This is a genomic window from Sorangium sp. So ce375, assembly GCF_051473855.1.
Lineage (GTDB): Bacteria > Myxococcota_A > Polyangia > Polyangiales > Polyangiaceae > Sorangium.
The window spans coordinates 2,720,634-2,741,947 of record NZ_CP150335.1; the positions used below are offsets into that span (position 1 = coordinate 2,720,634).

Here is a 21,314-nt window from a genome sequence, read left to right on the forward strand (position 1 = left end):
GAGGTCCTGATGCGCTCGTCCTGAGGCTGTAGGGCCCTGCGCGCCACCCAAAGCACATCCTGTGTCACGAGCTCTGTGGGCGAGCTCGGGCGTTCCAGGCTCGCCTGCGAGCCGCTCTGGAACCGCATTCTATCATTTGACAAAATGGAACAAATATTCTACGAAGGGGTTTCCTGAGCCAGAGCTGCTGGCGAGAGCAAATCAGAGCGCGTGGAGGCGAAGATCCTGCGATCGGCGCCCTGGTAGGAGTCCATCATGGCAAGGAAGATCGGGTTCATCGGCGTGGGTTTGATGGGGCACGGCATGGCCAAGAACCTCCTGGCCAAAGGCTTCCCCGTCACCGTGATGGCCCACAGGAATCGCAAGCCGATCGAAGACCTGCTCGCGCAAGGCGCGAGCGAAGCCAAGACGCCGCGCGCCATCGCCGAAGCCTCCGACGTCGTCATCCTGTGCGTGACCGGCGCCCCGCAAATCGAGCAGGTCGTGTACGGAGACAACGGAATCCTGGGCGCCGTCAAGAAAGGCATGACCTTGCTCGACTGCTCCACGAGCGAGCCGGCCATGAGCGAGCGCGTCGCGAAGGACCTGGCGGCGCTCGGCGCGTCCTACGCCGACGCACCGCTGGCGCGCAGCCCCAAGGACGCCGAGGCGGGGAAGCTGAACACCATGGTCGGCGCCGACGAGCAGACGTTCGGTGAGGTGCGGCCGGTGCTGGAAGCGTTCTGTGAGAACGTCTTCTACATGGGCGGCGTCGGCGCCGGTGCCCGCACCAAGCTCATCTACAACCTCATCACGATGGGGCACGCGGCGCTGATCGCGGAGGCGCTGTGCGCGTGCGCGGCCACCGGCGTCGACCTCGGCAAGTTCGCCAAGGTGGTGGGCGGCGGCGGCGCCAACAGCGGCATCTTCCAGCTGATCGTGCCGAAGATCCTGGAGAGCGGAGACTTCAGCGGGCTCAACTTCACGCTCGCCAACGCCGCCAAAGATCTCCGCTACTACAACCGCATGGTGGCGGACGTGCCGCTCACGGCGCCGATGGGGCCGGCGGTGCTCAACTCGCTCGTGTCCGCGCTCAACTCCGGCTTCTCGGACGGGCTGGTCGGACACATGGTCGCCTCCCACTGCAAGCAAAACGGCATCGAGCTCAGGAAATGACCTCTCGCATCCTGAACCTGGTGGGGGTGGGCGTGCTGTGCGCGCTCGCCGCAGCGTGCGGCAAGAAGGCCGGCGCCGCGGGAGCTTCGTCCTCGCAAGCGGAGTCAGGTAAGGCGCCGATCCTGATCGGCATTACGGCGGACGCCAGCGGCCAGTACGCGAACAGCGGCGACTCCGACAAGCGCGGCATCATCATGGCCATCGAAGAGGCCAACGCCAGGGGCGGCGTGCTCGGTCGGCCCGTGAAGTGGGTCCACATGGATACCGAAACGACGCCCGCCACGGGGTCGCGCGTCGCCGAGCGCATGATCAAGCAGGACAAGGTCGCCTTTCTCGTCGGCGGCGTCAGCTCCGGTGTGGCCAACGCCATCTCCCAGGTGGCGCAGAAATACGGTGTCATCTACCTCAACACCAACAGCAGCTCCGCCACGGAAGCCGGCGAGAACTGCCACCGCGTGAAGTTCGTGTGGGACGCGAACGGCAGCAACTTCACCCAGGCTTCCACCAAGGGCGCGATCGAGAAGTTCGGCAAGAAGTGGCTCTTGCTCACCAACGACTACGTGTGGGGTCACGACACCGCCAAGGCTACCAAGAAGGTGGTCATGGACAACGGCGGCGAGATCATCGACGAGATCCTGGTGCCGCAAGGCACGCGTGACTTCGGCGCCATCCTGCTCAAAGTGCAGCAGAAGGCACCGAACGTCATCGCCGCCGCCGTCGGCGGCGACGACTTGAAGGCCCTGCGCGCGCAGGTCGCGCAGATGAAGCTGGGCGGCAAGTACGCCTGGATCAACAACCAGCAAGACTGGCCGGACATCTACGGCTTGCCGCGCACGGACCTGTTCGGCGTGTTCGGCACGACCTGGTACCAGGGGCTCGACTTGCCCGGGGTCAAGGAGTTCAACGCCAGGTACGCGAAGGCCAACCCGGACTCCAAGATCAAGACGCCGGGCAACGTGTTCTACAACGGCTACTGGGCGACCCGCTCGCTGCTGGAGGCGGTCGAGCGCGCCAAGACCACCAAGAACCACGCGGTGATCAAGGAGCTGGAAGGCCTGAAAATTCCGGCCAAAGACCGCATGCAGCACCACGACGCCTACATGAACCAGGCGACGCACCAGCTGCAGCAGACCATCTACCTGGCCACCGCCGACCTCGAGTCGCAGAACCCCGACGAGCTGTTCAAGATTCTCAGCCACGCCGACCCCAACCAGGTCGTCGACAGGGACGCGGACGCCAAATGCAAGCTGGAGCCGCTCGAGTCGACGCCCGTCTACGAGCCGTGAGTCGTGCTGCCCCACCTGATCAACGGCATCTCGCTCGGCATTCTGTTCGGGCTGCTGGCGCTCGGCTTCATGCTCATCGTCGGCGTTATGGAGGTGATCAACCTGGCGCACGGCTCGCTGTTCGCGCTCGGCGCCTACCTGGCGGTGGAGATCATCAATCCCGGGTTCATGGGTGAGGCGGCCAGCACGTACCTGGAGCTGCCGCTGGCGCTCAGGTACGCGCTGGCGCTGATCGTGGCGCCCCTGGTGCTCGGGGTCGTGGGCATGGGCCTGGAGCGCTGCATCCGCCGCACCTACGGCAAGAAGGCCGAGTACGGCCTCCTGCTCACCTTCGGCGCCTCCCTGGTGCTCGAAGAAGGCATTCGCATCGCGTGGGGCCCGGGCGAGAAGAACCTGCCGGTGCCGGAGGCCGTGAACGGCGCGTTCATGGCCGGTGACCTCATGTATTCCAAGTACCGGTTCTTCGCCGCATTTCTGGGCATCGTGCTGATGGCGCTAGTGTGGCTCTTCCTGGAGAAGACGCCCTACGGAGCCCGCGTGAAGGCCGGCGCGCACGACGCCGAGATGGTGCGCGCGCTCGGGATCAACATCGGTCGGCTGCGGCTGTTCGTGTTCGCCATCGGCGCCGGCCTGGCGGCGCTGGCCGGCATCATCCTGACGCCGATCTGGGGCCTGCGCCCGCACGTGGGCGTCGATGCGGTGATTCCTTCGTTTCTCATCATCGTGCTGGGCGGGGTCGGCAGCTTCTGGGGCGCCGTGCTCGCCGGGATGCTCGTCGGCATCACGGTCGGCATCACCGGTGGATACGCCGCCGAGTGGTCGGTCATGTCCATGTACCTCTTGCTCATCCTGGTGCTCAGCGTCCGCGCGCGCGGGCTGATGGGTAAGAAGAGCGCGCTCGAGGCCTGATCGATGTCGCTTTACACACCCATCACCGCCAGAGACAGTCAGGCTCGCGGCCAAGCCTGGGTCACGAGGCCCATGCTGATCACGCTGGCCTTGATGGCGAGCTTCCCGCTCTGGGCCGAGCACGTCGGGCTCTATCAGTACCTCGGCATCGAGGTCGCGATCTGGACGCTGTACGCGCTCGGCTACAACTTGCTCATGGGCTACACGGGCCTGCCCGCGTTCGGCCAGGGCGCGTTCCTGGGCGTCGGCGCTTACGTCTACGGCCTGTGTTACCTGAACTGGTCGCAAAATCCGCTGATTTGCCTGGCGCTCGGCGCGGTCGCGGGCGGCGTCGGCGCCGCGCTGGTCGGGGCGCTCGTGGCGCACCGGCGCGGCATCTACTTTGCCCTCCTCACGATCGCCTGCGGGCAGGTGTTCTGGTTCGTGGCCATGAAGGCGCACTCGATCACGGGCGGGGAAGACGGCTTGCTCAACATTCGCCGGCCGGCGCTGGCTGGGCTCGATCTGCAGGACAACGTCACGCTCTACTACGTGGTGCTCGCCATCCTGGCGCTCGCGATCGTGGCGCTGTGGCGCCTGGTGCACTCGCCGTTCGGCAAGGCGCTGCAAGCCATCCGCATGAACGAGTCTCGCGCGCGCTTCGTCGGTTACAACGTGTGGCTCACGAAGTGGGCTGTGATAGCGCTGTCCGGCGTGTTCGCTGGGCTGGCCGGCGGGCTCCTGGCCGTGTCGCAAGAGAGCGCCTATCCGGACGTGATGAGCGTGCACAGCTCCGGCTTCATCGTCATGGCGGTGCTGATCGGCGGCGGCACCGTGAGCTTCTGGGGGCCGGTGCTGGGCGCGCTGGTGTTCATCGTCGCGCGCGACCTGCTCGGCGCCGCGACCGAGACCTGGCTGCTCTGGTACGGCCTGCTCTTCATGGCCGTGGTGCTGTTCCAGCCCGAAGGCATCGCCGGCGCGTTTCAACATCACCGCGCCAAGCTCCTGGGCCGATCTCGCGCGGCCGGACCCGAGCCGCTGCCCACGGAGGCTGAAAATGGCTCTGTTTGAGGCCATCCACCTGAGCAAGCGCTTCGGCGATCGGGTGGTCCTGGAGGACATCACGCTGTCGTTCGAAGAGGGCCAGCTGTCGGGCATCATGGGCCCGAACGGCGCCGGCAAGTCGACCTGCTTCAACGTGCTCACCGGTCACTTTCCGCCGGATCGCGGGCAGGTGCTGCTGGATGGACAGGACATCACCGGCCTGTCGCCGCGGCAGATCGCGCAGAGGGGGGTGGCGCGCTCGTTCCAGATCATGAGCTTGTTCGACGGGTTCACGGTGCTGGAGAACGTGCTGTTCGCCGTGCCGGAGATGCGCCGCTCCGGCATGAACCCGTTCAAGAGCGTCGCCGCCGACTCCGCCTCCATGGACAAGGCGATCCGCATCGTCGAGCAGGTGGGGCTCGGCCAGCACCTGGACAGCAGATCGATCAACCTGTCCTACGGCCAGCGCCGCGCGCTCGAGATCGCCGTGGCGCTCGCGGCGGAGCCGCGCGTGCTCTTCTTGGACGAGCCCACGCAAGGCATGGGCGCCGAAGGGCGCGACCGGCTGCTGGAGCTGATCCTCACGCTCAAGCGCCGCTTCACCATCGTCATGATCGAGCACGACATGGACTTCTTGTTCCGTCTGGCCGATCGCGTGTCGGTGATCCACTGGGGCCAGGTGATCGCGCAGGGCCCGCCGGACGAGCTGCGCTCGGATCCGTGGGTGCGCCGAGCGAAGCTGGGAGCGCCGGCCGATGCTTGAGATCCGGGGGATCGAGACCTTCTACGGCGAGACGCAGGCGCTGTTCGGCGTCGATCTGAGCGTCGGCAAGGGCGAGGCCGTGGCACTCCTGGGGCCGAACGGAGCCGGCAAGACGACCGTCTTGCGCTCCATCCTCGGTCTCACGCCGGCTCGCCGCGGGGCCATCCGCTTCCGCGGCAGCGAGATCACGCGCGCGGCCACGAGCGACATCGCCTGCGCCGGCATCGGCTGGGTGCCGGATGACCGCCGCATCTTCCCCGCGCTCAAGGTGAGGACAAACCTTCAGCTGGGCAAGAAGAAAACGGCGTTCCGCAGCTGGAGCGAGAAGGACGTGTTCGGCCTGTTCCCCGCGCTGGAGTACCTTCTCGAACGCGACAGCGAGAACCTCTCCGGCGGCGAGATGCAGATGGTCGCCATCGGCCGCGCGCTGCTGGGCGGTCCCGGCCTGGTGCTGCTGGACGAGCCGTCGCAAGGCCTCGCGCCCAAGCTGGTGCAGGATGTCATGAAGACCATCGCACGCCTGCGTGATGAGGGCATCAGCGTGCTGGTGGTGGAACAGAACGTGCGCAGCGTGCTGGCGGTGTGCGATCGCGCGTACGTCATCCGCAGCGGCCGGGTCGTGCACCACGGGCCGGCCAGGGCGTTGCTGCAGGACGAACACCTGCTGGGAGAGCTGTCATGACGGCGCCGATCCTCGAGGTGCGGAACCTGAAGAAGACGTACTCGCGCGGCCTGTTCACCAGGAAGCAGACGTTCAGCCTCAGCGCTTCGTTCACCATCGAAGGGCCGGAGATCATAGGCGTGATGGGGCCGAACGGCGCCGGCAAGACGACCTTGTTCGAGATGCTGTCGGGCAGCAACGTGCCGACCAGCGGGCAGATCCTGTGCGGCGGGCGCGACATTCAATCAGTGAAGTACCGCGAGCGTGACCGCATGGTGATTCACTATCACCAGTCGTATCAGGTGCGCTCGATCAAGAAGACCAAGCCCAATTTCATGCTGCAGCCGGCGGGGTCCGACTACCCGCTGGTGCACATCTTCGACGAGCCGCAGTTCAGCACGCAAGACGGTTACATCGGCTTCATGCTGAGCTTCTTCAAGCAGCTCCGCGCGAGCGGCCGCGTGGTCATGCTGTGCGTTCACCCCTACGAGCCGTTCCACATCGACATCATGCGTGACCACTGCGAGCGCTTCCTGTTTGTGGCCGGTGGTCAGGTCGCGGAGCTGCCGACGTACGGCGGGCTGCTGGAACATACGGGCGTGCGCGACTACCTGGGCGCGCTCGCAGATTGCTGAGCAACGAAAATGACTCCGCCTAGAATCGAAACGAAGAACAAGACCAACAACCCGAGCCGCGTCGCGATGGTGACGGGCGCCGGCGGCGCCATGGGCGCGGCGATCGCGCGCTTCTTGCTCGCCGAAGGCCACCGGGTGGTGCTGGCGGACGCAGATCGCTCGGCGCTCGACGCGGTGACGGCCTCCCTTGGCGAAGGCTCCTACCCGCTCCTGTTCGATCTGAGCGACCCGTCGCAGATCCAGGCCGCATGCGCCGACGTGCGCGAGCGCGTCGGGGCGGTGGAGATCCTGGTCAACAACGCGGGCGTGCTCTCCAACCACAAGCTGGCGGAGACCACTCCGGAGGAGTGGCGCAAGATCATGGCCGTCAACCTGGACGGACCGTACCACCTGAGCCGCGAGTGGGTGCCTTCTATGCGCGAGCGCAAGTGGGGCCGCATCATCAACATGTGCTCGGTGGCCATGAAGACCGGCGGGCTCACGGCCGGCACCGCCTACACGGCGTCCAAAGGCGCGCTCGGCGGGCTCACGTTCTCGCTGGCGCGAGAGCTGGCGCCGCACGGCGTGACCGTGAACGCCATCGCGCCGGCCTACGTGAAGACCAGGATGATCACCGAGCAGCTCACGGAGGAGCAGCGGCAGCAGACGCTGAAGCAGATCCCCGTCGGCCGCTTCTGCGAGCCGGAGGAGATCGCGCACGCCGTGGTGTTCCTGTCCTCGCCCCTGGCCGGCTTCATCACCGGTGAGCTGCTCGACATCAACGGCGGTTTGCACCTGGATTGAGGCCATCATGACGACCACCGCGCCCAGCATCTCAAGAACCCTGCCCGACAAGGTCGCGTACGTACCGGGCGGCACCGGAGTGCTCGGCGCGGCGATCGCGCGCGGCCTGGGCCAAGCCGGCGCCAGGGTGGTGGTGGGCGGCACCGACGAGCTCAAGCTGCGCGCGGTGACGGACTCGGTGCTCGCTATCGGGGCGGAAGCGAAGGCCGTCGCCTTCGACGCCCGCTCGGTGAAGGACATCGGGCGCTCGGTCGACGCGGTCTGCGACTACTTCGGGCGCTGCGACATCCTCGTCAACGCCGTCGGCATTCATCGCGAGCAGAGCGTGCTCGAGGCGACCGAGGAGAGCTTCGACAGCGTGCTCGACCTCAACCTGAAGGCGGCCATGTTCCTGGGGCAGGCCGTCGCGCGGCGTCAGGTGCAGCAAGGGCAAGGCGGACGCCAGGTGCAGATCCTGTCCGTGCGCGCCTCGCTGGCCCTGCGGGGTAAAGGCTATTCGGCCTACACGTCGAGCAAGGGCGGCCTGGCCATGATCGTCAGACAGCACGCGGTGGAGCTCGCGCCGCATCGCATCAACGTGAACGGCGTGGCGCCGACCTTCGTGCAGAGCGAAATGGCGCAACACGTCCTCAAGAACCCCGAGCAACGAGCCGAGCTGCTCGAGCGCATCCCGCTCGGTCGCGCCGCGGAGCCGGAGGACGTCGTCGGACCGACGCTGTTCTTCTGCGGCCCAGGCAGCGACTTCGTGACCGGGCAAATCCTGTACGTCGACGGAGGCCTGACGGCCTGCCAGTAGCGCGGCCCGAGCCTCGATAGGGAACGAAGACATGATCAAGAAACTGCAGAACTACGTGGGCGGCAAGATGACGGACAGCTCCACTCAGCGCTGGGGTGACGTCTTCAACCCGGCGCTCGGCGCCGTCACGAGCAAGGTGCCGATGTCGACGGCCGCCGAGGTGTCGAGCGCCGTGGCCGTCGCCAAGCAGGCGTTCGAGAGCTGGTCGGCGACGCCACCGGTGCGGCGCGCGCGCGTCATGTTCGAGCTCAAGGGCCTGATGGACCAGCACATGGACGAGCTGGCGGGGCTCGTCACCGCCGAGCACGGCAAGGTGCTGGAGGACGCGCGCGGCTCCGTGACGCGCGGCATGGAGGTCGTGGAATTCGCCGCCGGTATTCCGCAGCTGCTCAAGGGTGAGTACTCGGAGGGCGTGGCGCGCGGCGTCGACAGCTGGTCCTTTCGCCAGCCGCTCGGCGTTTGCGCCGGCATCGGGCCGTTCAACTTCCCGGCCATGATCCCGCTGTGGATGGCGCCGATCGCCATCGCCTGCGGCAACACCTTCGTCATGAAGCCGTCGGAGAAGGTGCCGTCGCTGTCGCTGCGCCTCGCGGAGCTGTGGGCGCAGGCAGGGCTGCCGCCGGGCGTGTTCAACGTCGTGAGCGGCGACAAGGAAGTCGTCGACGCCTTCATCGAGCATCCAGACGTCGCGGCGATCAGCCTGGTCGGCTCCACGCCCGTGGCCGAGAACGTCTACCAGCGCGCGACGCGAGCCGGTAAGCGGGTGCAGGCTCTGGGCGGCGCCAAGAACCACATGATCGTCATGCCCGACGCCGACCTGAGCCACACGGTCGACGCGCTGATGGGCGCCGCCTACGGCTCGGCCGGTGAGCGCTGCATGGCCATCTCGGTGGCCGTCGCGGTCGGCCCGGAAACGGGCGACCGCCTGGTCGAGGCGCTCATCCCCAAGGTCAAGGCGCTCAAGATCGGGCCCGGCAACCAGCCGGGGTTGGACATGGGGCCGCTGGTCACCAAGCAACACCTCGAGAAGGTTTCCGGCTACGTGGACCTCGGCGTCAAGGAAGGCGCCAAGCTGCTGGTCGACGGGCGCGGCCTCAAGATTCCGGGATCTGAAAACGGCTTTTTCCTGGGTGGCTGCCTGTTCGACCACGTCACCTCGGCCATGACGATCTACCAGGAAGAGATCTTCGGCCCGGTGCTCGCCGTCGTCCGCGTGCCGACGCTCGACGCCGCCATCCAGCTGGTGAACGCCCACCGCTATGGCAACGGCGGCGCCATCTTCACGAGCAGCGGCGACGCTGCGGACCAGTTCACCAAGCGCATCCAGATCGGCATGGTGGGCGTGAACGTGCCCATCCCCGTGCCGATGGCGTTCCACAGCTTCGGCGGCTGGAAGGCCTCGCTGTTCGGCGATCACTACATGCACGGTCCGGAAGGCGTCCGCTTCTTCACGCGCATGAAGACCGTCACGTCGCGCTGGCCCCGAGGCGCCAGCGTCGGTGCGAGCTTCGCCATGCCGACGGTGAAATGAATGAGACCGCGCGAACCTCGGCATCCGGAGACGTACGATCAGCTGGAAAAAGCGATCATCAAGCAATTTCCCAGCCTGAGCAACCGTCTCCAGCAGATCGCCAGCCACGCTCTCGACAACCCCAGTGAGCTCGCGCTCGATACCATCGCGCAGGTCTCGCAGCGCGCCGGTGTGCAACCCAGCAGCCTCATCCGCTTCGCCAAGGAGTTCGGCTTCTCCGGTTACAGCGACATGCAGCGCGTGTTCCGCACGCGGGTGACCGACGCCATGCCGGACTATAAAGAGCGCCTGCGCTCCCTCAACGGCACCGATGGCGCCTCGAGCGAAGAAGCCAAGGACGACGCCAGCGCGCTGCTCGACCAGTTCATCGAAGCGGACATCGTCGGCCTGCGCCGGCTGCAGCAGCAAAAGCGGATGGGGCCGCTGCTGGAGCGAGCCTACCAGCTGATCACGGACTCGGAGATCGTGTACCTGGTGGCGCACCGCCGCTCCTTCCCGATCGCCTGCTACCTGGCCTACGCCTTCAGCCAGATGAACGTGCGAAACGTGCTGGTGGACGGCGTGGGCGGTATGTTCATGCAGCAGGTCGGGCACGCCACGAATCGCGACGTCATCCTCGCCATCAGCTCCAAGGCGTATTCGCCGGACGTGGCGCAGGTCGTGCGTGAAGCCAAGCAGCGTGGCGTCAAGATCATCGCCATGACCGACAGCCCGCTCAGCCCGCTCGCCGAGCACGCCGACGTCAGCCTGGAAGTACAGCAAGCCTCGGTCGGCATGTTCCGCTCGCTCGCAGTCACCGTTACGCTGGCCGTCACGCTCATCGTCGGCGTCGGCCGCGCCGTGGAGGCCAAGCGCAGCCACAGTAACGGTAAAAAGTCGAAATGATCGTCCTGAAGGCTTCAGGCGTGGTCAGGCGTCAGGCAAGCGGTCGCGGAGAGGTGCGACAACGCGGGGGCGGGCTGCGACGCGGCAGCCCCCCGGGCCACAGCCGCCGGCCGGCGCTGGTCAGCTCACTTGTCTGGATTCGGAATACGCAGGTCGCGGATGAAGCTGAGCAGCCCGTAATACGCATCGAGGAAGGTGCGCAGCGCGCGGCGGGTGGCGGCGAAGCCGTCGAACTCGGCCACCTTCATGCCCTTGGGATCGTAGGCGCGCCGGAAGTCCTCGAACTGCTCGGAAAGTTCGGTCATGGCTTGCGGCGGAACCGGGTTGTCGATGCGCGGGATGACCGGGACGGTGGAGGCGTTGAACTTGCGCTGCCACTCCGGAGGAATCGTAAGGATGACGTCCCCGCCCACCAGCTCCGACCAGTGCAGGTGATGGCGGTAGGCGGCGGCGAGCAGGCGCGTGCGGTAACCGGACTGCTTGAAGATCTTGAGCGCGTTCTTGAACACCGCGACGCCGGCCCAATCCAACGTGCCGGGGGTCGGCACCTTGCCTTGTTGTTCGCACACGATCTTGAGCCAGTCGTCGAGGCGGCCGACCATGATGGTGCAGACCGGGACCATGTTGGCCGTGGAATGACCCGCTGCCTCACGGCGCTTGAGCCCTCGTTCGACGGCTTCGGCGACGGCGACGGCCTGCGGCGCCGTGAACGAGACGGTGGCGTTGACGTTGACGCCCTGCGCCGTCACTTCCTCGATAGCCTGGATGCCGGCCGCGGTCGCCGGAATCTTCACCTGCAGGTTGGGGGCGAGCGACGCGAAATGGAGCGCCTGGCTCACGAGCGCATCCGGGCTCTTGTGAAATTCTGCATTGGTCTGGATCGACAACCAGCCCTTCTTGCCTCCCGTCCGCTCGAACACGGGCATGAGCAGGCCGGCAGCCTTCACGGACATCTGTTCCATCAGCTTCCAGGCGATCTGCGCCTCCGTCCACGTGGGCTGCGCTTGAAACAGCTCCTCGACGCACGCCTTCCAGTCGCCGAACTCGGTCTTGAGCACGCTGGCGACGATGGTGGGATTGCTGGTGGCGCCGACCGCGCCGTGCTCGATGGCATACTTGAGGTCGCCTACCGCGCACGAGTCGCTCCAGAATTCCGTGGGGGTGGTGGAGGCCATTTCGTGCAGGGGGCTGCGAAATGCGGTGAACATTCTGTTATTGGAACATATTTTCTACGAATTGGCAAGGCTTGGAATAAAAATTTCGCAGCTCGGTCACCGTGACCGCGGCGCCCGCCCCGGGCTATAACTTCCTCGGATGGAGCGGGACCAGCGCCTGGCTGGACAACCCGATCGCCGTCGACGTGAGCGCGAGCAAGACGCTGACGGCCACGTTCGGCAAGGCGTTCAACCCGACGACCTATCTGAACCCGGTCCTGCCCGGCGATCACCCGGACATGAACATCTACCGGGAGGGGGACGACTTCTACCTCGTGGGGTCGAACTTCCATAGGATGCCCTCATTCGAGATCCTGCGCTCGACGGATCTCGTGCGCTGGGAGCGCGTGACCCGGGTGGTCCACTCCACTGCGGCCGCGCTGGAGGAGCAGACGGGCCCCGGTCAGGGCACCTGGTGCGGCGTCATCGTCAAGGCCGATGACGTACCGGGTCTACTACTCCATCGGCGCCACCCAGCATTTCTCCTCGGCGCCGAGCCTCGACGGCCCGTGGTCAGAGCCCAAGAAGGTCGATGTTTTCCGCTACACGCCGCCCGGCAGCGACATGTCGTACGAGCGAGGAACCGGCTCCGACAACTAGGTCTTCGTCGATCCCGACAGCTGCAAGACCTACATGCTCATCAAAAATGGCCTGTGCAATGGGACCTCGACCATCCCAATGATTTCGGCATCAACCTGATCACGGAGATCGATCCGACAAGGGCCGGTCACGTGGTTCCGTCCCCCCGACGATCCAGGCAATCCGTCGCGCGTGCGCGGCCTCTCGTCGCTCGGCAGCGCACACGCCGGCTGCATTGCGTTGCTAGCGGCGCTGGCCAGCCTGAAGGCACGCATTGCGAACGCGATGAGGGGTACGTCATCCCCCTCGGGGCGAGGGCATGCTGTCCCGCGTTGTTGTGCACGGTCACGCCGCCTTCACACGGCATAAATTCTCGAGAACTCGAGCGGTGATTGAGCTTGACGAACAAGACGTGAACGTTCACAATCGCTCCTCAACATGTCGCCTCGCGAGTCGGCGAGTCGGCGAGTCGGCGCGTTCGAGCGTTCGAGCGTTCGAGCGTTCGAGCGTTCATGCGTTCGAGCGTTCGAGCGTTCGAGCGTTCGAGCGTTCGAGCGTTCGAGCGTTCGAGCGTTCATGCGTTCGAGCGTTCATGCGTTCATGCGTTCGAGCGTTCGAGCGTTCGAGCGTTCGAGCGTTCGAGCGTTCGAGCGTTCATGCGTTCATGCGTTCATGCGTTCATGCGTTCATGCGTTCATGCGTTCATGCGTTCGAGCGTTCGAGCGTTCATGCGTTCGAGCGTTCATGCGTTCGAGCGTCAGCGCGGCAGCGGGCGGACACTGTCGGCTCCAAGCTACCGCGGGGTGACCATCCGTCATGATTTCCGCCTACAGAAGAGGATAGGGATGCGTTCGAAGACGATAAGGATGCGTTGGGTTGGCTTTCCTTCGTTCGCCGCCCTGCTCGCGGCGTGTTCCGGCGGCGCCGAGCTCGGCCCGACGCCGGAAGATAACGACGGCGGCAGCTCCGGCGTTACCACATCCGTGGTGACGGGCTCTGGCGGCGGGGCGCCGATGCCTGTGACAGGAGCCACGAGCAGCAGCTCCACGAGCAGCAGCTCCACGAGCAGCAGCTCCAGCTCTACGAGCGGCTCGGGCGGAGGCGCCACGACCGGCAGCGGCGGCTCCGAGCCCATCGACTCGGAAATGATCACCGCCCCGGAAGGCAAGATCCCGAACACGCCGATGCCGGCGAACAAGATCAACTTGCCGCGCAACAACTGGCGAGACGGCCTGGTGTCGCCGACCCTCGAGGCGGGCCATCACCAGAACCAGCCCATCGTCATCAACGGCTACGTTCAGGGCGCGGGCAACGCCGAGATCGTCTTCTACGACATCGCCGATCCGACAAATCCGAAGATGCTCTCGCGCATCCAGAGCCCTGGCTTCGATCCCAAGGGAGGGCCCAAGGGCGTCGGCGAGGCGGAGTCGCACCAGACCTCGGTCGCCCGCTACGGCGACAAGTTCTACCAGGTCACCACCTCGGGCACCGGCGTTGACATCTGGGACGTCACCGACGCCCGCGCGCCTCGTCACGTGAGGCTCGTCCGGCTCCAGGGCATCAACTATGGGGACTTCACCGACTCCGTCTGGGGCATGTACTGGCAGGGGAGCGTCATTTACGTCGGCGGCACCAACACGGGCCTGCACATCCTGGACGCCGCGGATCCCGAGGACGTGAAATTCGTCAAGAAGATCCCCACCTCGCAGTTTGGCGGCGTGAGCGCCGGACCGCTGTGGGCGGTCGGCAATACGCTCGTCATCACCACGCCCAAGGACAACGGCGGCATCGCGACGATGGACATCAGCGATCCGATGAACCCGGTCGCGCTCGACTTCATCGCCCCGAGCAAGAGCTACATCTGTGGTCTGTACGGCAAGCACGTCTACGTGCAGTCGCCGCTGCGCGTGTGGGACGTGCTGACCGACCCCACGGACATCGGCTCGGCCAATTCACCCATCGCGACGCTGCCCGACTCGGCGTTCAGGGCCAAGGGGTACCCCGCTGGGTCCGAGTACATGAGCTTCTCCGACGGCTATATGTTCCTGGGCCACCTGCGGCCCGACGCCGGCGTCTCCAAGATCAACGTGCGCGACATCAACCGGATGTCGATCGAGAGCCGCGTCTGGGGCCGGCTCGAGTTCACGAACGGCGACGATCAGTTCTCGATCCCGGTCGGCAGCCTGGTGGTGCTGGCCGACGACGAGCTGCCGTACCGCGGCATGGTCATCGCCGCGCACTCCACGGATCCGGACACCACGCCGCCGGCGGTCGACACGGTGTTGCCGAAGAGCGGGGCGACGGGTCTGCCCAGGAAGTCGCGCATCGGCCTCAGCCTCACCGACAACGTCGAGATCACCACGGTTCACCACGGCAGCTTCATCGTGAGGCCGATGGGCGGACAGCAGGTGAAGGGCACGTTCGGCTTGTACATGGGCATCGTCAACTTCGACCCGGACGAGGACCTGATGCCGAACACCACCTACGAGATCGTCCTGCCGAAGGGCGGCGTGAAAGATCTCGTCGGCAACGGCATCGCGGCCGAGTTCAAGTCAACGTTCACGACCGGTCCCTGAGCCATGCGCTCGCTCCCGAAGGTCCTCGGCCTGCTCGGAGGCATCTGCTCGGTCGCGGCCTGGCCGGCCGAGGCGCTGGCCATCACGGCCAGCATCGCCGAGCGCGCGCCCTCGCTCGCCGGCGAGGCCGTCACGTTCGACCTGACGATCGGCGGCGCGGTCGGCCCCGTCCAGGTGCGCTGGGACATGGGAGACGAGACACGCACCGAGTTCACCGTCGACGACCTGCAGCATGTGCACACCTACGCCGCCCCCGGCCACTACCCGGTGCTGGCGACGGTCAAAGACGATGTCGGATTCACCAGCGTCTCGTTCGTGCACACGGCGCACCTGCCGCTCGTCCCGGGCAGCGCGGCGGGCTCGACAGATCTCGTCTACGACCAGCCGAACGCGAAGGTCTACACGGCGAACTACGAGAACGACAGCGTGACCGTGCTCGACGCGAACGCCTTGATCAAGCTCGCGGAGGTGCCGGTGGCGCGCGGCCCGGTCGGGCTCGCGCTCACGGCGCAAGGCAAGCTGTGGGTGCTGCACCGCGACGCGCACTCGCTCTCCATCATGGACGCCGCGTCGCTCGCGGTGGAGCGCGAGGTCGTGCTGCCGTACGCGTCGCAGCCGATGGGCCTCGCGATCAGCCCGACCGGGGACGCCGCGTACGTGACGCTGATGGCCGTCGGCAAGGTGCTGAAGCTGGACGCGGCGAGCGGCGCCGTCGTGGCGGAGCTGGTGCTCGGCGGCACGCCGCGGGGCGTCTCGGTGTCGCACGACGGCGCGCAGATCTACGTCACGCGCTTCATCTCCGAGGACAGCCACGGGGAGGTGGCGCGCATCGACGCGGCGACCTTCCAGGTGAGCACGCGCTTCCAGCTCGCGGCGGACACCACGACGGAGGACACGGACCAACAAGGGCGTGGCTTGCCGAACTACCTGTTCTCGGCGGCGCTCTCGCCCGACGGCTCGTTCGCGTGGGTGCCGGGCAAGAAGGACAACATCTATCGTGGTCCTTTTCGCGATGGGCTCGATCTCACCGACGACAACACGGTGCGGCCGCTCCTGGCGCTGCTGAACCTCGCGGAGGGCGTCGAGGACGTCGCGCGGCGCATCGATCTGGATGATCGCAATCTGCCCAACCAGGTCGTGTTCACGCCGCTCGGCGACTATGCGTTCGTCAGCGTGGCCGGCTCGGCCCTGGTGGAGGTCCGCGAAGCTTACACGGGCGACTTCGTGACCGCGCTGAAAGAGACGGGCTTTTCTCCGCGCGGCCTGGCGCTGACCGAGACCGACAAGCTGTTCGTGCACGCGTCGCTCAGCCGTACGGTGGCGGTCTACGACGTCGCCGACATCGTCAGCTCGCACGACCTCATCACCAAGAAGCTGGCCGACATTCCGACCGTCGCCGCGGAGAAGCTCGACGCGCAGGTCTTGCGCGGAAAGCAGCTGTTCTTCAACTCAGCCGATATACGCATGAGCGACCAGGGCTACATCAGCTGCGCGTCGTGTCACTTCGACGGCGCGGACGACGGGCGAGTCTGGGACTTCGGCAGCGTGGGGGAGGGGCTTCGCAACACCGTCTCGCTGCTCGGACGGCGCGGCACGGGCCACGGCAACGTCAACTGGAGCGGCAGCTTCGACGAGATCCAGGACTCTGACGACAACATCCGCAACCTGTTCGGCGGGAAGGGCTTCCTGACCGCCGAGCAGCTCGCCGTGGGAACCGTCGGCACGCCGCGCGGCGACAAGAAGGCCGGCCTGAGCCCCGAGCTCGACGCGCTGGCGGCGTTCCTCGGCTCGCTCGACACGTACCGCCCGAGCCCCTTCCGCAACCCCGACGGCTCGCTCACCGCAGACGGCGTCGCGGGTCGCGCCATCTTCAGGCGCCTGGGTTGCGACTTCTGCCACACGGGTCCCGACGGAACCGACAGCGCGGGCGGCAAGCTGCACGATGTCGGCACCGTGAAGGCGTCCTCTGGCATGCGCGCCGGTGAGCCGCTGTTCGGCATCGACACGCCGACCTTGAACGGCGTTTGGGAGACGGCGCCGTACTTGCACGATGGCTCCGCGCCGACGCTGCGCGACGTCCTCGTCACGGCCAACCCCGAAGATCGCCACGCCTTCATCAGCGGGCTCAGCGAAGCCGAGCTCGGGCAGCTCATCGCCTACGTGCAGCAGCTGGACGGCACCGTCGACGCGGAGCCGCCGAGCGAGGACGATGCGGAGGCGCCGAGCGAGGACGGAGGCTTCTTAGGCTTAGGCTGCAGCGTGACGGGCGGGCCTTCGGACCGTCGCGCGCCGCTCCTGGCCTTCGCGCTCGTGGCGAGTTTGATGACGTTCGGCGCTCGCCGCAGGAGGCCGTCATGAAGCACCTTCCGAGCCTGTGCCTGGTTTCGCTGCTGCTACCGGCATGCGTCGTCGGCGACATCGGTGAGGTGATTGCCACGGACGAGGCGACGAACAATTGGGACACGCTGCCGCCCGTGAGCGCTCCCGACCCGGAGCTGTTGGCCCTACCCACGCGCGAGGCGCAGTACAGCGCGTTCTGCGCCACGCCGCGCGGCGACAGCTTCTTCCAGGCGGTGTGCGCCACGCCGCGACCGAGCATCACCGACGTCGCCAGCTTGCTCAAAGTCGCGAAGCTCGACGAAAATTGCGCCTTCGCGCTCACCGGCAACTCCACCTCGCTCGTGAAGAGGGCCGTCTCCTCCATCAATCCGCGCCTCATCGTCTTTCCGCGCGTGAGCGAGATGCGCGAAAAGCCGGCCGAGATGACCGCGCTCGGCTTCGTTCGTGGTGAGCCCTTCGTCGAGATCGTGAGCCGCGACCTCTCGACCGGTGACTACAACTTCTACCTGTTGACCTTCGAGCGACAGTGTGACTACGACGGCGGCTGCGATCTCGCGAGCCTGCTCACCGAAGAGATAGAGCACGACTGGACCGCGTTCAGCATTTACGGCGAGGAAGACGTCGAAAATACCTCGTTCGACTGTCGCTCGTGCCACCAGCCCGACGGCTACGGCACGAAGAAGATCTTGCGCATGCAGGAGCTGGAGTTCCCCTGGACGCACTGGTTCCCGCAGCGCTTCGTGCAGCGCACGGACTCCGATCGGGTGCTCACGGCGCAGTTCCTGGAAGCCCACGCGCACGACGCGCAGTACGGCGGCATCCCCATCGCGACCATCCAGAATGCGATCGACGAGGGCAGCGGGGCGCAGCTCGAGGCGTTGCTCGTGGCCGAAGGCCAGGCGGCGCAGCCGAACGCGTTCGACCCGCGCATCGAGGCCGAGGCCAAGGCCGGCCCGTCGAGCCCGATCTGGGAGAAGCAGTTCACCGTGTCGCTGGCGGGTGATTCGATTTCGGTGCCTTACCCGCTCGTGGACGTGACGGATCCCGCGCTCCGTGCGGAGCGGACGAGGTCCTACCTCGACGTGGTGACGGGCGCGGCCCCGCGACAGTCCCTGCTCGATTTGCGCGACCTCTTCTCCGCAGACGCGAAGGTGAAGCTCGGCCTGGTGCCGCCGCCGGGAGCGAGCGGGCGCGCCGTGCTCACACAACTCTGCTCGCGCTGCCACGACGGCCGCTCGAACCCGGCGCTGAGGCGCTCCGCGTTCAACGTGAAGAACCTGGACGGCATGTCGCGAGAAACGAAGGACAAGGCCATCTTTCGCTTGCAGGAGCCCGCGACCTCGCCGCTGCGCATGCCGCCCTGGCGCGCCGCCGACAGTCTGCCCCCCGCGGAGCTCGCCGCGGCCATCGAAGAGCTGCGCAAGTAGCGCTGTCTCCTTGCGATTGACAGGCGCCGTCTGCGCTTCTGGTCGGCGTGGCTCGAGTGCCAGAGCGCCAATTGTGTTGAGTCGACGACCCGCGCGACCTCGCTCAGGGAAGTCAGGGCGATGCTTGAGGGGCTTGAAGTGGGCCTCGGAGAACGGGTTGTCGTTGGAGACATGTGGACGTGAGTGCGTCTTGGAGACGCCGAGATCGGCCAAGAGGAGCGCGACGGACTTCGACGTCATCGACGTGCCTCAGTCGGTGTGAAGCGTGAGCTCGCCACGCGTGATGCCCTGGCGGGTGCACGTCTCGCTGATGAGCCGCTCGGCGAGCGTCGCGGACTCGCGCGGGGCAACCATCCAGCCGACGACGTAGCGGCTGAAGACGTCGAGGATGACGTACAGGTGGAAATAGGTCCTCTTCGCCGGCCCGAGCAGCGACGCGATGCCGACTCAGGAAGGCTTGGCCGCGTCTTTGGGGAACGGCTCCGGCGCCGGCAAACGAGCGAGAGGCTCCCCGAAGGGCGGCGGAGCGACGTGCCAGCTCAGGACCCCCAATACCGCCACGGCGAGGTAAATGACCAGGAAGACGCCAAGCCCGAAGACCACGCCCTTTTCGGAGGCATAACCGAGCACCGGAAAAACAAGCGAAAAAAAGCGCTCGCGCACGCCGATGCCAGAGACAGAGATCGGCAGCAAGCCGAGCAGGCTGGCGACGGCGAGCAGGCAACAGATATCGAAAAAACCAATGGGAGCCCCGAGCGCGCCAGCCAGCCAGTAACCTTGGAGGAAATTCAAGAGCAGCGCGGAGAGCGAGAGCAAGAGCGCGAGCCCGACGTGATGCGCCCGCTGCGCCCGAAGCGCGGTGAGGAAACGCTCGAACCCTTCGTTCGAGAAATCACCGGGCAGGCGCCGATACACAGCGCCGACCGCGCGACGAGCGAGCGGACGATAGAAAAGGACAAATGGCCCGAGCGCGACGAGGCCCACGCCGAGCCAGGTGATCTTCGCGAGATCCCCGGCGATGATGCTGGAGAAACGAGCAATGCCGACCGCGACGAACGCGAGGAGGACATAGAGATCAAAGAGCCTGTCGAGCACGACGAGCGCCATTCCCTCGGCATACGGCATCTCGACGTCGTGCCGGAGGTACTGGACCCGTAAGACATCGCCCACGCGCCCCGGGGTCATCAGGCCGACGTAGACAGTGGCGAGAAACGACGTCCAAGCCCGCGCCCGAGGGAGGCGAAGCCCACGCGCCGCGAGCAACACATCCCAGCGGAGCACCTTGAACCATAAAACGCCGAGGTTCACGGCGAGGGCGAGGAGCAGAGGCGTGACGTCGGCCGCGAGCAAGGCGTCGAGCGCGACGCGCGAGTCGCGCATACGAAGGAAAACGAGCACGAGGAGCAGCGGCCCCACGAGCTGAATACCGAGCCTGAGGAGCCTTCTCCGCGAATCCTTCGAATTCTTCGACGCCACGGGCCAAAGCCCAACTCAGGGTCCTTGCGACCGAGGATGCAAAGGTTGATCATGAGCCGGGAGACGCCCTGCAAATGCGCGTCGAAATAACGAGAGAGCTCGTGGAGGCCAAACTGGAACGGGAAGAGGTGCACCTCTTGCGCCGGATGATCTTGACCCCCCCGTCCCCGAGAGGACGCGCGAGCGACCCCCACGTGCTGAAATTCTCGTGACCGTCAAAAGCCCGAAGCTTGAGGCGAGACGCGAGGCGGACGACAGGCTGCCACAAAAGGTTCGGCGTGCTGAGCGAGAGATACCCGCCGGGCTTGAGCACCCCCGCCATTTGCCGGAGGCAAGCCTGCGGATCCGGGGTATGCTCGATGCACTCGGACGAGAGCACGAGATCGAATCGATCGCGGCCGAATTGATCGACGAGGCGGAGGGCGTCGGCGACGACGGCCTCGCAGCCGACCCTCTTGCGCGTGGCCTCGACGAGGTTCGGGCCGAGATCACAAGCCGTGACGATAGCCCCGCGCTTCGCGAGCGCCTCGCTGAAGTACCCGAGGCCGCAGCCGACGTCGAGCGCGTGTTTGCCGCGGACCATCTCGTCCGTGAGAAACTCGTCGACGAGCGCCTCGACGCGGCGCCGCGTATCGTAGTGGGAGAGCGCTCTCTCGAAGCGATCACCGAGCCGGTCGTGGGAGTATTCTCGTTGATCGGGCACGCGGCTTGACATCGTCATCCCTGCTCATTCGCGAGCTCGAGGGGCGCCTCCGTCCGTGCGTTTTTCTTGGCCGCAGCGGGCGTCGCGCGCCTCGGGCGCTCTTCGGGGGGTTGTTTGAAAACGTAAATGGGCCTGCCCTTCACCTGTTCGAATACACGCGCGAGATATTCACCAATGAGCCCCGTGAACGCGAGCTGAAGCCCGCCCAGGATGAGCAGCGAGCTGAGCAGCGAGCTCCAGCCGGGCTCCGTGTCGTGCAGCCATAACGCACGCCCAATGGTGTACACGAGGTAGAGCGCCCCGAGCGCGGCGATCCCCACCCCGACCCGGGTCGCGAGCCGGATCGGCGCGACGGAGAACGCGAAGACGGCATCGAGCGCGAGCCGCAGCATCTTCCGCAACGAATACTTCGAATGCCCCGCAGCGCGAGGCGGCGCGACGTACGGGATGTACGCGCGGCGAAAGCCCATCCACGCGACGAGGCCCCGGACAAACCGGTGCTGCTCGGGCATACGGGCGAGCACCTTGCGCGCCTTGCGCGACATCAAGCAGAAATCAGCCGCGCCAGGCTC

Annotated in this window: 19 protein-coding genes and 2 pseudogenes; 16 read left to right on the forward strand and 5 right to left on the reverse strand. The window is 66.3% G+C overall.

The window, feature by feature from the left end; genetic code table 11:
• Window positions 1–255: 255 nt before the first annotated feature.
• From WME90_RS10380 to WME90_RS10430, 11 genes are all read left to right on the forward strand, one after another.
• Window positions 256–1,155: an NAD(P)-dependent oxidoreductase gene (locus WME90_RS10380; protein ID WP_437280930.1), complete on the forward strand. Its 900-nt coding sequence runs from the start codon at window positions 256–258 to the stop codon at window positions 1,153–1,155.
• Window positions 1,152–2,441 carry an ABC transporter substrate-binding protein gene (locus WME90_RS10385; protein WP_437280931.1) on the forward strand — a complete coding sequence of 430 codons (1,290 nt, stop codon included), beginning with the start codon at window positions 1,152–1,154 and terminating at the stop codon, window positions 2,439–2,441. Before WME90_RS10380 ends, WME90_RS10385 begins: the two co-directional genes overlap by 4 nt.
• A 3-nt stretch (window positions 2,442–2,444) precedes the next feature.
• Window positions 2,445–3,350: a branched-chain amino acid ABC transporter permease gene (locus WME90_RS10390; RefSeq protein ID WP_437280932.1), complete on the forward strand. Its 906-nt coding sequence runs from the start codon at window positions 2,445–2,447 to the stop codon at window positions 3,348–3,350.
• A 72-nt stretch (window positions 3,351–3,422) separates the two neighbouring features.
• Entirely contained in the window at window positions 3,423–4,400 is a 978-nt protein-coding gene (locus WME90_RS10395; protein WP_437280933.1) for a branched-chain amino acid ABC transporter permease, read from the forward strand.
• Window positions 4,387–5,136: an ABC transporter ATP-binding protein gene (locus WME90_RS10400; protein WP_437280934.1), complete on the forward strand. Its 750-nt coding sequence runs from the start codon at window positions 4,387–4,389 to the stop codon at window positions 5,134–5,136. Before WME90_RS10395 ends, WME90_RS10400 begins: the two co-directional genes overlap by 14 nt.
• Window positions 5,129–5,818 (forward strand): ABC transporter ATP-binding protein, encoded by a 690-nt coding sequence (locus WME90_RS10405; RefSeq protein ID WP_437280935.1) that lies wholly within the window; start codon window positions 5,129–5,131, stop codon window positions 5,816–5,818. Before WME90_RS10400 ends, WME90_RS10405 begins: the two co-directional genes overlap by 8 nt.
• Complete coding sequence (locus WME90_RS10410) at window positions 5,815–6,432, forward strand: ATP-binding cassette domain-containing protein (RefSeq protein ID WP_437280936.1); 618 nt, start codon at window positions 5,815–5,817, stop codon at window positions 6,430–6,432. The genes WME90_RS10405 and WME90_RS10410 overlap by 4 nt, the downstream gene beginning before the upstream one ends.
• A 9-nt stretch (window positions 6,433–6,441) precedes the next feature.
• Window positions 6,442–7,215: an SDR family NAD(P)-dependent oxidoreductase gene (locus WME90_RS10415; protein ID WP_437280937.1), complete on the forward strand. Its 774-nt coding sequence runs from the start codon at window positions 6,442–6,444 to the stop codon at window positions 7,213–7,215.
• A 7-nt stretch (window positions 7,216–7,222) separates the two neighbouring features.
• Window positions 7,223–8,011: an SDR family NAD(P)-dependent oxidoreductase gene (locus WME90_RS10420; protein ID WP_437280938.1), complete on the forward strand. Its 789-nt coding sequence runs from the start codon at window positions 7,223–7,225 to the stop codon at window positions 8,009–8,011.
• A 31-nt stretch (window positions 8,012–8,042) separates the two neighbouring features.
• Window positions 8,043–9,542: a CoA-acylating methylmalonate-semialdehyde dehydrogenase gene (locus tag WME90_RS10425; protein ID WP_437280939.1), complete on the forward strand. Its 1,500-nt coding sequence runs from the start codon at window positions 8,043–8,045 to the stop codon at window positions 9,540–9,542.
• Window positions 9,543–10,427, forward strand: a complete 885-nt coding sequence (locus tag WME90_RS10430; protein WP_437280940.1) for a MurR/RpiR family transcriptional regulator — start codon at window positions 9,543–9,545, stop codon at window positions 10,425–10,427.
• Between the two features lie 125 nt (window positions 10,428–10,552).
• On the opposite strand, the gene WME90_RS10435 is transcribed toward WME90_RS10430, so the two are convergent.
• Window positions 10,553–11,635 carry a transaldolase family protein gene (locus tag WME90_RS10435; RefSeq protein ID WP_437280941.1) on the reverse strand — a complete coding sequence of 361 codons (1,083 nt, stop codon included), beginning with the start codon at window positions 11,633–11,635 and terminating at the stop codon, window positions 10,553–10,555.
• A gap of 68 nt (window positions 11,636–11,703) precedes the next feature.
• On the opposite strand from WME90_RS10435, the pseudogene WME90_RS10440 reads away from it, so the two are divergent.
• The 5 genes and pseudogenes from WME90_RS10440 to WME90_RS10460 form a co-directional block, all read left to right on the forward strand.
• Window positions 11,704–12,003 (forward strand): annotated as a pseudogene (locus WME90_RS10440) (family 43 glycosylhydrolase); the annotation flags it as partial.
• 76 nt (window positions 12,004–12,079) lie between these two features.
• Window positions 12,080–12,241, forward strand: a complete 162-nt coding sequence (locus WME90_RS10445) for a hypothetical protein (RefSeq protein ID WP_437283774.1) — start codon at window positions 12,080–12,082, stop codon at window positions 12,239–12,241.
• An 845-nt stretch (window positions 12,242–13,086) separates the two neighbouring features.
• Entirely contained in the window at window positions 13,087–14,796 is a 1,710-nt protein-coding gene (locus WME90_RS10450; protein ID WP_437280942.1) for an Ig-like domain-containing protein, read from the forward strand.
• Between the two features lie 3 nt (window positions 14,797–14,799).
• Entirely contained in the window at window positions 14,800–17,154 is a 2,355-nt protein-coding gene (locus tag WME90_RS10455; protein WP_437280943.1) for a PKD domain-containing protein, read from the forward strand.
• The gene (locus tag WME90_RS10460; RefSeq protein WP_437280944.1) at window positions 17,151–18,563 is read left to right on the forward strand and encodes a c-type cytochrome; all 1,413 of its coding nucleotides are present in this window, start codon (window positions 17,151–17,153) and stop codon (window positions 18,561–18,563) included. Before WME90_RS10455 ends, WME90_RS10460 begins: the two co-directional genes overlap by 4 nt.
• A gap of 99 nt (window positions 18,564–18,662) precedes the next feature.
• On the opposite strand, the pseudogene WME90_RS10465 reads toward WME90_RS10460, so the two are convergent.
• From WME90_RS10465 to WME90_RS10480, 4 genes and pseudogenes are all read right to left on the reverse strand, one after another.
• A pseudogene (locus WME90_RS10465) lies at window positions 18,663–19,004 on the reverse strand (DDE-type integrase/transposase/recombinase); the annotation flags it as partial.
• Between the two features lie 6 nt (window positions 19,005–19,010).
• Window positions 19,011–20,039: a lysylphosphatidylglycerol synthase transmembrane domain-containing protein gene (locus tag WME90_RS10470; protein ID WP_437280945.1), complete on the reverse strand. Its 1,029-nt coding sequence runs from the start codon at window positions 20,037–20,039 to the stop codon at window positions 19,011–19,013.
• Between the two features lie 49 nt (window positions 20,040–20,088).
• Window positions 20,089–20,760: a class I SAM-dependent methyltransferase gene (locus tag WME90_RS10475; protein ID WP_437280946.1), complete on the reverse strand. Its 672-nt coding sequence runs from the start codon at window positions 20,758–20,760 to the stop codon at window positions 20,089–20,091.
• A complete protein-coding gene (locus WME90_RS10480) occupies window positions 20,757–21,134 on the reverse strand; it encodes a hypothetical protein (protein WP_437280947.1) in 378 nt (125 codons plus the stop codon). Before WME90_RS10480 ends, WME90_RS10475 begins: the two co-directional genes overlap by 4 nt.
• Window positions 21,135–21,314 lie beyond the last annotated feature (180 nt).

Excerpts from the sequence above, each read along its gene's own strand:
- WME90_RS10380 (WP_437280930.1), top strand. The coding sequence starts at position 256 with ATGGCAAGGAAGATCGGGTTCATCGGCGTGGGTTTGATGGGGCACGGC.
- WME90_RS10385 (WP_437280931.1), top strand. The coding sequence starts at position 1,152 with ATGACCTCTCGCATCCTGAACCTGGTGGGGGTGGGCGTGCTGTGCGCG.
- WME90_RS10395 (WP_437280933.1), top strand. The coding sequence starts at position 3,423 with ATGCTGATCACGCTGGCCTTGATGGCGAGCTTCCCGCTCTGGGCCGAG.
- WME90_RS10400 (WP_437280934.1), top strand. The coding sequence starts at position 4,387 with ATGGCTCTGTTTGAGGCCATCCACCTGAGCAAGCGCTTCGGCGATCGG.
- WME90_RS10405 (WP_437280935.1), top strand. The coding sequence starts at position 5,129 with ATGCTTGAGATCCGGGGGATCGAGACCTTCTACGGCGAGACGCAGGCG.
- WME90_RS10410 (WP_437280936.1), top strand. The coding sequence starts at position 5,815 with ATGACGGCGCCGATCCTCGAGGTGCGGAACCTGAAGAAGACGTACTCG.
- WME90_RS10415 (WP_437280937.1), top strand. The coding sequence starts at position 6,442 with ATGACTCCGCCTAGAATCGAAACGAAGAACAAGACCAACAACCCGAGC.
- WME90_RS10420 (WP_437280938.1), top strand. The coding sequence starts at position 7,223 with ATGACGACCACCGCGCCCAGCATCTCAAGAACCCTGCCCGACAAGGTC.
- WME90_RS10425 (WP_437280939.1), top strand. The coding sequence starts at position 8,043 with ATGATCAAGAAACTGCAGAACTACGTGGGCGGCAAGATGACGGACAGC.
- WME90_RS10430 (WP_437280940.1), top strand. The coding sequence starts at position 9,543 with ATGAGACCGCGCGAACCTCGGCATCCGGAGACGTACGATCAGCTGGAA.
- WME90_RS10435 (WP_437280941.1), bottom strand. The coding sequence starts at position 11,635 with ATGTTCACCGCATTTCGCAGCCCCCTGCACGAAATGGCCTCCACCACC.
- WME90_RS10445 (WP_437283774.1), top strand. The coding sequence starts at position 12,080 with ATGACGTACCGGGTCTACTACTCCATCGGCGCCACCCAGCATTTCTCC.
- WME90_RS10450 (WP_437280942.1), top strand. The coding sequence starts at position 13,087 with ATGCGTTGGGTTGGCTTTCCTTCGTTCGCCGCCCTGCTCGCGGCGTGT.
- WME90_RS10455 (WP_437280943.1), top strand. The coding sequence starts at position 14,800 with ATGCGCTCGCTCCCGAAGGTCCTCGGCCTGCTCGGAGGCATCTGCTCG.
- WME90_RS10460 (WP_437280944.1), top strand. The coding sequence starts at position 17,151 with ATGAAGCACCTTCCGAGCCTGTGCCTGGTTTCGCTGCTGCTACCGGCA.
- WME90_RS10475 (WP_437280946.1), bottom strand. The coding sequence starts at position 20,760 with ATGACGATGTCAAGCCGCGTGCCCGATCAACGAGAATACTCCCACGAC.
- WME90_RS10480 (WP_437280947.1), bottom strand. The coding sequence starts at position 21,134 with ATGCTGCGGCTCGCGCTCGATGCCGTCTTCGCGTTCTCCGTCGCGCCG.